The following is a 12,735-nucleotide window of genomic DNA, read 5'->3' as shown; positions in this document are numbered from 1 at the left end:
CCATCCGCTAACCGGAGATTAATTTATGCTCTCTGGTTCATTCACTACTACAAGAGGTGCGTCGCTGAGCCGCTCTCGTCCTTTGAGGTTTTTTACTTCTAAAACAACTGCATACCCGGCAACTGTTCCACCGCAATTTTCAATCAGCGACTTCGCTGCTATGAGTGTACCGCCTGTGGCTAAAACATCATCAATGAGGACTATCCTTTTACCATGAAGATCGATCCCCTCGCCTGGCAGCTCTAAAGCAGCCGTGCCATATTCAAGTTCATATTCTTGAGTATGCACAGGGGGTGGAAGCTTACCCTTCTTTCTGATGGCGAGGATTCCCTTACCCGTGTTATAAGCCACCGCCGAGCCGAGAAGGAAACCACGCGCATCCAACCCTCCGATAAGGTCCGCGCCCATCTTTGTCGCCGCCGCCAACAACTCATCTACAACAAGTCGGAATGCCTCGGGGTCCGCCAATACTGGGGTCAGATCTTCAAAAAGAATACCGGGAGCAGGAAAGTCTGGAACAAACCTCGTCTTCGAGGCAAGCGCATCTCGTGCGTTCATATAAGTGCAGTGGCTCATGCTTTTATCCTTGGAGCAACGTAATTCAAATGGGTGGACAGGAATCATGCATTCCTACCATGATTTCAGCGGGGAAAACGCAGCAAGAAAATGCTTGTCGACGTCCTTATCAAGCGTCAGACTCAGCATCATCTTCAGCGAGTCATAAAACGAACTAAAGCTATCGAGCCCCCACTACGTTCCAGCGGTCCATATTCCAACCAATCCCAGATAAGTCTGTATTAGTAACTACGTTACCCACTGCCTTATCCACCACGAACACTCGGGGTTGAGAAGCTAAAGGAATAGTGGGTACTTCTTCCCAAGAACGCCGCTCTGCGGCCCGCGTCGCCTGGACATTATTGCTCAGGTTGGACACATCCGCGTACTCCGATGCCGGATCTATTGCCATCAAGATCGCGTCGATAGTGCCTTCCTCGATGAGACCAACGCCAGAATCTGTGACGTGAGTGTGACTCAGATCCGCTAGAGATGCAGCCTCTTTAGCCGCATCTTCGATTGTGATTCCGGCAGGAGCACACGATTTACTAATTTCCTCGACCATGGCTTTCTTCCGCGGATCTGGGCCATCATATCCCACCTTGATTGTCTTGCCTTCTAGCCGCTTAGCTGCGTCAATATTAACGTGAGTGTGCGGCTCGATGATGTCTTTCAGCTGTGCATTGACTGCATCAGTCGCGCGCACTGTTCTCGCGTGCACCGGTTGAACATCCACTCCGGATGCGGTGCTTGACGCCTTAGCTACGCTCGCCTGGTCTACGCATGCGGCCAAAGCCCGACGTGCTTCAACATCCGAGAATATTCCAGCATTACCCAATATCAGCGAGTCCGTTAACAAGCCCGTTTCTGCTGCTACCGTGTAAGGATTGTGAGAATCATTGCGGTCGAGCCAACTAATCAAATCTGTGTTAGTCACGTCTGCAATTTGTAGGCTGCCGTTATTTCTCAACTCATTGAGATCAATGCCCCGTGGCCAAACAACTAGTCGATCAAGCGCGGCTTTTTCTCCGTTATACAAATCATTACGAACAAAGACGACTTCCCCTTTGTCCCCGACCGACTCTATTTTAAAAGGTCCTGAGGCGACCTGTAGCTCTGGATCAAAATGACTCAAGTTAAAGCCGTTATTCCAGATATCTGCAACCCTGGACAAAGCCGTATAGTCCCTGGATTTGAGAAGCCTATTGAGCTCTTCGAGATCTATTCCAGCCTTAGCGGCCACTGCGTGTGCAGGCATAAGAACGCCAGCACCAAAAAGCTGGCGCCACCGCGCACCAAAGTTTTCTTTATACACCACTGTCGCTTGCTTTGAGCCTGCTGTGCAATCGACATGGTCAACCTGCTGAGCCAATGGCATGTGCGACTCAAATAAAGAATTCATGCTGCCAGCTGTAAAAGCTAAAAGGAAAGCATCGCATGTCACGGGCTTCCCATCCGAGTACACAGCGCTATCCGCAATCTTGTATATAACCCGTTGGTTGGGGCCAGGAAGAACCTGGGTCTCCACCAGAGTTCTATTGGGAATCAACTGCCCTTTGGGGCCTGAAACATAGGCAGAAGGATAAAGCCTTCCGGCCATCAGCTGAGCATTCGTAGAAATTCCGAGATTAGTACCGGCGTTTGTAGTTACCAGGTAATCGTCTACTGCGTACCCAAAGTGCTTGCTGTTACCAGCTGCCCCATTTCGAGCCCCGTCGCTACCACAAGCAGTCAAAAGGACTGAGGATGCGATTACTGCGGCAAGTGTTTTCAGAGCAAACCCTATGCCCCGACCAGGTTTTACCGGTAATGGCCACCTCATATGGCTATATCCGTGGTCTTTCGGTGCGCTCAATAGACGGACCCTTCACTTAGTCAAAGAGTTAGAAACTCTACGCTTCTCTATCAAAAAGTATAGAACGCCACACCCTGACCACATCAATCCTTATTATATTCTTTCTTGCATCCGACGTTGCTGCGCTTTTTACAAAACTGCCTCTTGTCCCTGGTACCCGGGGACAAGAGGCAGTACGTGATTGTGTTTTGCCTAACGACGTTGTGGGCGCCAGCTAGCACCTGTAGACGTAGGAGAACTTACGGTGCGCTTGTGGCTCTGAGAAAGATCAGAGACATACACGTCACCGGAATTTTCCACAGAGTCTTTAGCCTTATTCTGCGGATTTCGATGTTCCTCGACCTCAGCGTTGTGGGCTTTAGTCTCCTTCGAGCGGTTTTTCAGACTCACAAGGATCGGAGTAGCAAGGAAGACAGAGGAGAAGGTTCCCTCAATAACACCAATCAGCTGTACAAGCGCCAAATCCTTGAGCGTTCCTACGCCCAACAGCCACACTGCAATAACGATGAGAGCAAGAATCGGAAGTGCCGAGATAACGGTAGTGGAAATGGAACGCATCACGGTTTGGTTCACTGCTAGATTTGCATGCTCGGCATAAGTTCGAGACCGGTTTCCTAAGTAACCAGCTGTATTCTCGCGGACTCTATCAAAAACAATGACGGTGTCATAAAGCGAAAACGCGAGAACCGTGAGCAAACCAATGATTGTTGCGGGAGAAACTTCAAAGCCGAGAAGCGCATAGATACCTGCGATGGCAACAAAGTCTATGAGAAGCGCCGTAATAGCCGCCACGGCCATTTCGCGTTCCAAACGCACAGCAATGTAGATAAACACGGCAACCAAAAAGACGAACATGGAAATCAACATCCGCTTAGTGATCGTAGAACCCCACGATTCTGAGACCGTGGAATCACCAATAGCATCTGGAGTTTGTTTCCCGGAGGCGTCGGCAGGCTTATAAGCCTCAAAAAGTGCCTGCCGGGCGCTGCCGATCTGTTCTTCCGAAAGCCTCTTGGAATTAATCTCTAGGATCCGGGTATCGCCAGCTCCTACGATCTGGACCAACTTTGGCTCAACGCCCGTGGCATCCTCAAAGGTTTTAGAAACTGAAGCGGTTTCCAGATTTCCTGCCGGCATGTTGATTTTTGTACCGCCAACAAAATCAATACCGAGACTAAACCCGCGAAGAGCGATACTGACAAGACATACAAGCAGAATTGCCGCAGTTGTCCAGTACCAAGTCCGGCGCCTGCCTACAAAGTCGAGGCCGCCGCCACCGGTATAAAGCTTATTTAGAACTCCTTTGGAACTCACTTGTTGTCTCCCTCGTGCTTATCAGCTTCTTTGGAGTCGACGGATACCCCGACGAGCCCCTGTTCGGAGTCAGCTACTGTGGTTTCGCGCAGCTTCCGTTCCTGTTCACGCTGTTGGGCGATCTTAAAGATTTTGCCCATCCCATTCGCGCTCGGTTGAGCGGTCCACGGCTTACGTGAAGCCATAATCACCAGTGGCGCAGTAACCAAGAAGGTCACCACAATGTCAAAGAGCGTCGTAAGACCCAACGTAAATGCAAAGCCCTTAACATCTCCGACGGCGAGGATATAAATAATGACCGCGCCGATGAGCGTAACAGCGTTACCAGTGATAATCGTTTGCTTAGCACGTTCCCAACCGCGAGGAACGGCTGAACGGAAAGTACGTCCATCTCTTACCTCATCCTTGATGCGCTCATAGAGAACTACGAAGGAGTCAGCTGTAGTACCAATACCAATAATCAAACCTGCGATACCGGCCAGATCCAAGGAATAACCTATCCAGCGGCCGAGCAAAACCAAAGACCCGTACACCAGAGCGAAAGAAGTAAATAGTGAGAAGATCGAGATGATTCCAAAGAACCGGTAGAAGTAGAAGGAAAATGCTGCTACTAATGCCAGCCCTACAAGCCCTGCAATCAGGCCGGCTTTCAACGAAGCCGTTCCTAAAGATGCAGGAACTGTAATGGTGGTTCCACCAGATTCACCATTTTCACCCGCAAAGCTCAACGGGAGTGCTCCGTATTTCAGATTGTTAGCCAACTCTTGAGCTTCTTGCTGGCTAAAGCTACCCGTAATCGATGTCGCCGAGCCAACTGGTGTCGGAGACTGGATTACAGGAGCAGAAATGATTTGGGAGTCGAGGGTGATTGCTACTTGCTTTTGCAGATACTTCTGTGTCAAATCAGCCCAGGTAGCACTCCCCTGATCGCCATTTTCTGATTTGAAGGAAAAACCAATCTCCATCTGGCCGGTTTGGCTGTTGAGACCACCGGTGATCGGGCGGTTAGTGTCTATCTCGTTGCCAGTAAGCCGCTTTGCGTCCTTGGCTTCTGGGTTCTCCCCGATAAGCGTAGGAACTGGGTCAAGTACATAAACTCGACCGCTGCTGGGGTCACAAGTGACCAATGGCAAAGCTGCCTCATCAGTTCCTTGAAGTGGATCCGGCTGATCAGTGCATTTAAGCAAAGAGCTTGCAGCCAACTGTGTTGTGGCATCCGTAGACTGGCGATCCTTCTTCAGCGCATCAATAACTTTTTTACGGAAAGCCTCGGCCTCGATAGAGTTCGCTGGAGTCTCCGGAGCTGCAGCGGTAACTTTGGGTGCCTTTGCGTCTTTTTCTTCTTTGCCTTGGGATTTAGCCAAAGCCTTAGAGGTGTTCTCAAGCGCGGTGTTTGCCTCATCAGCATTAAGCACCCCGATAGAGACCCAACGGTTTGCCATAGCTTCTAAGGAATCAAGCAATTTTGCGGTATCCGGCTGGGCTGGGGTTGCAACAGGACGGAACAACAACTGAGACGTCTGTCCGAGTGCTCGTGCCTGAGAAGTGTCTTCACCTGGAACAGTAATAACAAGGGTATTCCCGTCCGTGACAACACTTGCGCCTGAGACTCCCATACCGTTCACACGGTTTTCGAGGATCATCCGCGCCTGTCGCAACTGTTCATCAGTAGGGTTTGCGCCTTGTGGTACCAAAGTAACGCGGGTACCACCCTGCAGGTCAATACCAAGCTTTGGTGTGGCCTTATGGTCACCTGTGGCAAAGATCAATGCATAGATCACGGCGATAATCAGGATAAAAAGAGCAAGTGCCCGTTTGGGCCACGCTCTGGATCCTTTAGCCGCCTTCTGTGATTGCGAAGGCAATTGAAAGTTCTCCTCTTAACAATTCTGCTCTCCTCTTTTATGTATAGAAGAGAGCGACGATGATTCCGCAAACATGCACTATGGCTCGTCGTCAACAAAATCAAATCTATGTGTGATATCGGTCAGGCCTAACGGGAAAACCGTCGCCACAACCGTTCCATTCCGCGCCTGAGAAAACGCTAACAGGGATATCCCGGCTAATGGTACGGCATAACCCCGGCAAGATGTCAGACACCCACCCGGTTAAGGTGACCCTAATAATTAAAAATCTTTTACGCTCGCGGAATTCCAAGGGGCTTAGCTTATGTCCATGGGGCGCTTAGTACCCCACGTTTAGCTATTTGAGCCCAGCTGAGTGTCATCTTCATGGTTTTCCGGCTTAGCCTCCGCAGCCGCTTTATTGGTTTCTGCGGTCAAATTTTTAACCACGGCAAACTTTTCATACGTACTAACCACACCAGGACTTGTCTCAAGCTCAACGGTTTCCGCATCGATACCCCGGATCGTCGCATGCAATCCGGCTGTGGTGACAACAACATCTCCGATCATCACACTATCTTGTAGCTCCTTGAGCTCTTGCATCCGTCGCTTCTGCTTCTTCTGTAGCAAAAACGACGGAAGTACTAGAACTAGTAGGAGGGCAATAAGCAGGAGGAAATTAGTAGACATAGGACCTCAGTTTGCCAGAAAGAATGGCACTAACGTTAGCCGCCCCCTAACTAGACTCGTCACCAAAATGTGCCAGGCCTTCCGGAGGCACTAATCCTAAATGACGCCAGGCTGCAGCAGTGGCAACACGCCCCCGCCCTGTTCTCGTTATCATTCCTGCGCGTACTAGGTACGGCTCACACACTTCTTCCACCGTCGAGGGCTCTTCCCCCACGGCGATTGCCAGTGTGTTTACTCCCACAGGCCCTCCCCCGTGGCCCTTAATAAGCGCCTCCAAAACAGCCAGGTCTAGACGATCAAGCCCTTTTTCGTCCACGTCAAACACAACTAAAGCCGAACGCGCAGCCTCCACATCGATATGCCCATCGGAGTGAACCTCTGCAAAATCCCGCACCCGGCGCAAAAGCCGGTTAGCGATACGAGGCGTTCCCCTGGAACGCGAAGCTATCTCGATTGCCGCCGCATCATCGATGGTAACGCCAAGGATCTTAGCAGCACGCAGCACAACCTTAGTCAGGTCAGAATTTTCATAAAACTCCATTTGTGCAGTGAAACCGAAACGATCCCGCAAAGGACCTGTGAGCATCCCGGAGCGAGTCGTAGCACCTACAAGGGTAAACGGCGCTAGTTCCAACGGAATCGATGTGGCCCCTGGCCCCTTACCCACGATCACATCGATCCGAAAATCCTCCATTGCCATGTACAACATCTCTTCTGCAGGACGCGCCATCCTGTGAATTTCATCGATAAAAAGCACGTCGCCTTCCATCAGATTAGACAGCATCGCTGCCAGATCTCCGGCTCGCTCCAACGCCGGCCCTGAGGTCATTCTTAGGCTCGTTCCCAACTCATAGGCAATGATCATTGCCATCGTTGTTTTTCCCAAACCAGGTGGGCCAGACAGCAGCACGTGGTCTGGAGTAACACCACGTTTTTTTGCACCCGTCAGCACAAGGTTAAGTTGTCCCCGAACTTTAGGCTGTCCGATAAACTCCTCGATGCTTCTCGGCCGCAGTGTTGTCTCTGCATCATTTTCGCCAGCCTGCTGACGAGCATCGACCGGGGCATTTTTAGGTCTACCGGTCTCAGAAACCTGGCCTCCAGACGGAACAATATTGAATTCTGTCTTTTCTATGTTTGCCATGGATTATCGCTGCCCTTCGTCCTATTTCTTTTTCCCCAGCGTGCTCAGGGCTAACCGCAGCGCCTGGGATGTAGTAGCGTTCGGAGATTCGCTCAACACGGAATTCAACGCAGGTTCTGCAACTTTCTCTGTAAAACCAAGTCCGAGAAGAGCCTCCAACACCTGTGCGGAAACATCACTCGTTGCAGAAGATGAGCCTCCCGACGCAGGGGTAGCACCCCCATCGGTAATAAAAGCTGAAACCTTGTCTTTGAGGTCGACAATAATCCGCTCTGCGACTCGCTTTCCCACCCCGGGGATACGTTGTAGAGTTTTTGCATCCTGATTAGCAATCGCCTGAGCTAAATCCACTGCTGACAACACTGATTGTGCCGCCAACGCCAGCTTTGGCCCTAGTCCAGAGACAGTCTGCAGCAGCGTAAACATCTGCCGAGCTTCATCACTAGCAAACCCATAAAGAGTTTGGGAGTCTTCTCTGACCACCATCGTAGTCAGGACAAAGAATTCTTCGCCTCTGCGCATTTGAGACAAAGTGCTGGGACTAGCGAGCACCTCATACCCAACCCCGTTACATTCAATAACTGCGCTACCAAGACCGATGGAGGCTACAGTCCCGCGAAGGGAAACGATCATGGTTAATACCTTTCATTGAAAATCTTCTTTTCCGCACATTGTGAATATTTTTGGGAAGATTATTTCGCTATTCCAGAGACAATCCGCAGCGGCTCAGCTTTCTTCCATCAATCGTATCGTCAAAATTATCGGGCTACGCGCCTCACGGATCGCATCGACTTATGTGTTATTTTCTGCAGCTGCTTTAGCCAGCAAGGCTAGCCGTTTTTTCTGTTCTGCACTCTGTCTTTCGGTTTTACGTTGTATCTCCAGCATAAGGGCACGCCAACAGTGACAAACCGCAAGCGCTAAAGCATCTGCTGCATCGGCAGGTTTAGGAGGCTCACTTAAACCCAAAATCCGGGTAATCATTGCGGTCATTTGTTTCTTGTCTGCTCGCCCATTCCCAGAAATAGCTTTTTTCGCTTCGCTAGGGGTGTACATGTGTACATCAATTCCACGCTGAGCTGCCGCTAGCACCAATACCCCGACTCCATGTGCTGTATGCATCACCGTAGAGACGTTGCCTCTCTCAAAAATCCGCTCAATAGCCACTACATCGGGCTGATACTCATCCATCCATTCGTTTGCTGCATCACTCAGTTCCAGCAGACGCACAGTAAGATCAGCGTGAGGTGGAGTTCGTACCACCCCTACCGCAATAGGCATTACTTGCCGACCACGTCCAGCTTGTACTACGGATAGGCCGCACCGGGTAAGACCAGGGTCAATCCCCATTACTCGTAAACCTTCGGTGCTCATTCCCACATTCCCTTTATCTGTCCCCTTAGGAGCTCTCGATTAAAAGCCATTGTTGCCAAGGCTTTTCGTATGTATCACACAACAAAAAATCACCACATATAAAAAGGTGATGCAGTCTCGCTCAATTATCCTGAGAGCTAATAATCCACACAAAGCACGGTTGCTTTTGTACTTTTAATTATTTCTAGCAACTCAAGAATTCCACACACGTTCTAAATTTAGCACATAATTGCGAAAATTCTCTCGCTCTAATTCCGCCACCCAAGAACAAGAACAAACCCACCGCCTAGTACACTGCACTAACTACGGTGGGCTGATCTGGTGGGCTATTTGCTAAGCGTCGAGCTCAGCGAGAACCTCATCACTAAGATCCATGTTTGTAAAGACATTCTGAACATCATCAGAGTCTTCAAGTGCATCAATCAAGCGGAAAATTTTCCGAGCATCGTTAGCCTCCAGAGGAACTAGAACGTCTGCGCGGAAATCAGAATCTGCGTCCTCCACCTCAATGCCATTTTCCGTGAGTGCATCGCGAATAGCCGCGGTGTCGCCCGGCGCTGAGAGCACCTCAAACTTATCGCCGACTTCGTTGACTTCTTCTGCTCCCGCATCGAGTACAGCCATGAGCACGTCGTCCTCAGTAAGTTCTCCCTTGTTTACCAGGACTACCCCGCGACGCTTAAACATGTAAGAAACCGCACCGGACTCTGCCATATTTCCGCCGTTTTTGGTCATAGCGGTACGAACTTCAGAAGCTGCTCGATTGCGATTATCGGTAAGGCACTCAATAAGTACTGCTACCCCGTTGGGGCCGTAGCCTTCATACATGATGTTCTGCCAGTCTGCGCCACCGGCTTCCTCACCGGATCCGCGCTTACGGGCACGCTCAATATTATCGTTAGGAACGGAAGCCTTCTTGGCCTTCTTAATCATGTCATCCAAGGTTGGATTCGCAGAAGGGTCCCCACCACCAGTACGTGCAGCAACCTCGATATTTTTAATCAGCTTGGCAAATTCTTTACCGCGCTTAGCATCGTTAGCAGCCTTCTTATGTTTGGTGGTAGCCCATTTGGAGTGGCCTGACATTGACTCCCTTTCATAGTGGTGCGCCGTACAATCCCCACTTTTATAAGGTGAGCACTGATATTTTGATTCTGATGCCATTACCAATGGTGTCTGAACGAGCTGCTTTTATAGACAGCAAACTCATAACGGTAATGCCATAAAACTGAACATACGACGTCGTCATGTAACGCAACGGCGCCATTATACGGCAGATTCTGCAATTTTTTAGCGTTCGGCAGATTTTGAGCCTTATTTTCTTCTATCCGAGCTTCTCCACACCGCCTTCAGACTCTCCCTTTACCTCTGGCGTGGCAAAAGGAAGGGGTTCTTCTGTGTCTGAAATGCTTCTGGTTAATCCTTCTTGAGTGGTGATAGCAACAAGATCACCAGAACGATTAAAAATCCGCCCTTGGGTCAGCGCGCGACCTCCGTGTGCAGACGGAGAGACTTGATCATAAAGGAGCCACTCATCTGCCCTAAAGGGGCGGAGGAACCACATCGCATGATCTAGTGATGCTATTTTAACTCGCTCCTGCGAATGAGGAACGAGCGAAGCATGTAATAGCGTCATGTCAGACATGTACGCAAGAGTGCAAATATGGAAGGTTTCATCATCAGGCAACGCTTCTTTTGATTTGAACCAGATTACCTGTTGGCTTGCGGTATAAGGATTGTGATCAAAGTCAGCATCGGGCACTTTCCTAATGTCCCAGTCGCCCCATTCATCAAGGAGCTCCCTAGAACTTGCGGGGAGAGCTTTTCTGTCCACTTGAACTTGTTCTGGCTCAGGCACCCGGCGCATGAGGTCGGAGTGCTCTGGGCCGCAGTCATCTCGTCGATGAAAGCTCGACTGCATACTAAAAATAGGGCGTCCGTCCTGGATTGCGGTCACATGTCGAGCAATAAAACTCCTGCCGTCTTTCACCCGGTCAACCTGAAAGATCGTAGGCTGTGAAGAGTCACCGGCACGAACAAAGTAAGCGTGAAGGGAATGCACGATAAAGGCTTCAGAAGGAACTGTTCGGGTCGCTGCTACCAATGCCTGTGCAGCCACTTGGCCGCCGAAGGTTCGAGTGAGGGAAGATGCCACTGCAGGACCGCGAAAAATATCTCTATCAATATTTTCAAGATTTAAAACTTCATATATCTTGCTCATCGATAATCCTTCACCGTCATCCACCTATTTTCTACTACCCTGGTCAAATCTACCTGCACCTCTAGGGTTTTTCATTGGTCCTATCCCTATGCTCAGACTGGGTACCCCTACCGTAACTTTTGTTCCCGATCCCTGTGTCTAGACGTCTAATACTATTGAGGCTGCGGTATGTTCCCTTATGTATGCTGTCGGTTGTTCGTAGGGTGCACGTAGTGAAAAAACTGATACCAAGCTCTGCCTTGGTGAGTCTTCTGTTGTGGGTATTGTGGGTAGCTTCGCGAGTAACTCTGGTGCGGCTCGTTTTACAGGAGACCAGCCCAGTAGGCGACGTAAAATACTATTTTGTCGGTGTATTCCGCCTAGTCCCCGGCGCGTTAAAAGAGTATCCCGAGGTGGGCACATGGCCTATTAACCTGCTGGGCTGGATTACCGGCAGCAACTTAGAGCATTTTATTATTGGCTTTGTCATTATGTGCTTGCTTGTCGACGCCCTCTTCTACGCTTTTCTAGTCACATCGCGCTGGCGCGGTCGCACTATAGCGGCCCTTTATTGGTGTGCCTTTGGTCTGGCCACTATGCAGGTGTTCATACTCAGGCTAGATATTGTCCCTGGCGTGCTTGTAGGACTAGCTGCATTATCTCTGTTCTCGCATCCTTATGTGGCCTCATGGATACTAGCTTTCGCTACAAGCATGAAGCTTTGGCCTGGAGTTCTTGCTGCTGGCTTGGTAGGAAAATTCTCTTCCGGCAAAAGTTGGCTGCGCCTTCTCTCTTTTGCGGTTGCCCTCCTAGCCTTCGGGTCTATCGTTTATATTCAGGGTGGGTGGGAGCGTCTCCTTTCCCCTCTGACGTATCAGAGCGATCGCGGCTTACAGATTGAGTCTTTGCCAGCCACCCTCTTCATGTATCGGGCGATAACTTCACCTGAAGATTATGAGGTCTTCTACGCGGCGTCGAAAAGCTTTGAAATTATAGGACCGGGTGTAGAAACCGCGGCGTCGATAAGCACGTGGCTCATGGGCGCTACCGTTGTCTTTGTTTTGCTCTGGGCGCTCAAACATTTTCTTTTTGGTACGTGGCGCGCATATCCCACTTTATGTTGGTCAATTGCTGTTGCCTTGCTGTTAATAGTGACCAATAAGGTGCTATCACCCCAGTACATCATCTGGGTAGGTCCGCTCGTGGCCATTGCATTACTGGTTAAGCCTAAGTCCGTATTTGCAGTCATTGAGGCTCTCATCATGGTGGCGCTAGCTTATTTCAGTTGGCAGGTATATCCGCAGAATTACCCCAGCATCATGCAGGTTCCCTTTGATCACACTGATGGCGTTAATGCACTAGTAATTCGGAATGTTTTGTACCTAGTGGCTACTGCCGTTGCTCTTGTATGGGCGATACGGGCCTCTGTTGTGGATCATGACCCTACGCTGCCCACAGAACGGTCTTTTCAAGCTTTGCCAAAAACATTTCCTGAATTAAAAGAAGAAAGCTCCAGCATAGAAAACCCATCCCTCCTGTCTATGCAAGAGCCTCCTGTGCAATCACCGATCTTGCAGCCCGAGCACACACAACCTTGTGCTATAAAGCAAGCCACAGATTGGGCTGCGCAGGCACCGCGCATCGTGTCCGATCAGTCAACACATTCCGGTCAACCCAGTTCTTTCACATCTGGCATGCAGAAGAAATAGTTTCAGGCTACCCAGAAATCATTGAACATCGTTCAATTAGTGGCTTATAA

General features: G+C 50.0%; 11 protein-coding genes. 1 reads left to right on the top strand and 10 read right to left on the bottom strand.

Annotated elements, in window-relative coordinates:
- Window positions 1-18 precede the first annotated feature (18 nt).
- The 10 genes from CpATCC19410_RS07335 to CpATCC19410_RS07290 form a co-directional block, all read right to left on the bottom strand.
- Complete coding sequence (locus CpATCC19410_RS07335; protein ID WP_014300726.1) at window positions 19-576, bottom strand: adenine phosphoribosyltransferase; 558 nt, start codon at window positions 574-576, stop codon at window positions 19-21.
- 160 nt (window positions 577-736) lie between these two features.
- On the bottom strand, window positions 737-2,377 hold the full coding sequence (locus CpATCC19410_RS07330; protein ID WP_013242027.1) for an ABC transporter substrate-binding protein: 1,641 nt from the start codon (window positions 2,375-2,377) through the stop codon (window positions 737-739).
- A gap of 225 nt (window positions 2,378-2,602) precedes the next feature.
- Window positions 2,603-3,724 carry a protein translocase subunit SecF gene (gene secF, locus CpATCC19410_RS07325; RefSeq protein WP_014401214.1) on the bottom strand — a complete coding sequence of 374 codons (1,122 nt, stop codon included), beginning with the start codon at window positions 3,722-3,724 and terminating at the stop codon, window positions 2,603-2,605.
- Window positions 3,721-5,589: a protein translocase subunit SecD gene (gene secD / locus CpATCC19410_RS07320; RefSeq protein WP_013242029.1), complete on the bottom strand. Its 1,869-nt coding sequence runs from the start codon at window positions 5,587-5,589 to the stop codon at window positions 3,721-3,723. The genes secF and secD overlap by 4 nt, the downstream gene beginning before the upstream one ends.
- A gap of 333 nt (window positions 5,590-5,922) precedes the next feature.
- On the bottom strand, window positions 5,923-6,258 hold the full coding sequence (gene yajC / locus CpATCC19410_RS07315; protein WP_013242030.1) for a preprotein translocase subunit YajC: 336 nt from the start codon (window positions 6,256-6,258) through the stop codon (window positions 5,923-5,925).
- Window positions 6,259-6,304: 46 nt separating this feature from the next.
- A complete protein-coding gene (gene ruvB, locus CpATCC19410_RS07310) occupies window positions 6,305-7,402 on the bottom strand; it encodes a Holliday junction branch migration DNA helicase RuvB (protein ID WP_013242031.1) in 1,098 nt (365 codons plus the stop codon).
- A gap of 21 nt (window positions 7,403-7,423) precedes the next feature.
- A complete protein-coding gene (ruvA, locus tag CpATCC19410_RS07305) occupies window positions 7,424-8,035 on the bottom strand; it encodes a Holliday junction branch migration protein RuvA (protein ID WP_013242032.1) in 612 nt (203 codons plus the stop codon).
- 159 nt (window positions 8,036-8,194) lie between these two features.
- Window positions 8,195-8,776: a crossover junction endodeoxyribonuclease RuvC gene (gene ruvC / locus CpATCC19410_RS07300; protein WP_014401215.1), complete on the bottom strand. Its 582-nt coding sequence runs from the start codon at window positions 8,774-8,776 to the stop codon at window positions 8,195-8,197.
- A gap of 333 nt (window positions 8,777-9,109) precedes the next feature.
- A complete protein-coding gene (locus tag CpATCC19410_RS07295) occupies window positions 9,110-9,862 on the bottom strand; it encodes a YebC/PmpR family DNA-binding transcriptional regulator (protein WP_013242034.1) in 753 nt (250 codons plus the stop codon).
- Between the two features lie 238 nt (window positions 9,863-10,100).
- Window positions 10,101-10,997: an acyl-CoA thioesterase gene (locus tag CpATCC19410_RS07290; protein ID WP_013242036.1), complete on the bottom strand. Its 897-nt coding sequence runs from the start codon at window positions 10,995-10,997 to the stop codon at window positions 10,101-10,103.
- 212 nt (window positions 10,998-11,209) lie between these two features.
- Between CpATCC19410_RS07290 and CpATCC19410_RS07285 the strand changes: the two genes are divergently transcribed.
- Window positions 11,210-12,685, top strand: a complete 1,476-nt coding sequence (locus CpATCC19410_RS07285; RefSeq protein ID WP_013242037.1) for a glycosyltransferase family protein — start codon at window positions 11,210-11,212, stop codon at window positions 12,683-12,685.
- Window positions 12,686-12,735: the final 50 nt, after the last annotated feature.

This window comes from Corynebacterium pseudotuberculosis (genome assembly GCF_002155265.1).
Lineage (GTDB): Bacteria > Actinomycetota > Actinomycetes > Mycobacteriales > Mycobacteriaceae > Corynebacterium > Corynebacterium pseudotuberculosis.
This window is presented reverse-complemented; position numbering and strand designations above follow the sequence as displayed.

Coding starts and splice junctions, on each gene's coding strand:
- CpATCC19410_RS07335 (WP_014300726.1), bottom strand. CDS start 576: ATGAGCCACTGCACTTATATGAACGCACGAGATGCGCTTGCCTCGAAG.
- CpATCC19410_RS07330 (WP_013242027.1), bottom strand. CDS start 2,377: ATGAGGTGGCCATTACCGGTAAAACCTGGTCGGGGCATAGGGTTTGCT.
- yajC (WP_013242030.1), bottom strand. CDS start 6,258: ATGTCTACTAATTTCCTCCTGCTTATTGCCCTCCTACTAGTTCTAGTA.
- ruvB (WP_013242031.1), bottom strand. CDS start 7,402: ATGGCAAACATAGAAAAGACAGAATTCAATATTGTTCCGTCTGGAGGC.
- ruvA (WP_013242032.1), bottom strand. CDS start 8,035: ATGATCGTTTCCCTTCGCGGGACTGTAGCCTCCATCGGTCTTGGTAGC.
- ruvC (WP_014401215.1), bottom strand. CDS start 8,776: ATGAGCACCGAAGGTTTACGAGTAATGGGGATTGACCCTGGTCTTACC.
- CpATCC19410_RS07295 (WP_013242034.1), bottom strand. CDS start 9,862: ATGTCAGGCCACTCCAAATGGGCTACCACCAAACATAAGAAGGCTGCT.
- CpATCC19410_RS07290 (WP_013242036.1), bottom strand. CDS start 10,997: ATGAGCAAGATATATGAAGTTTTAAATCTTGAAAATATTGATAGAGAT.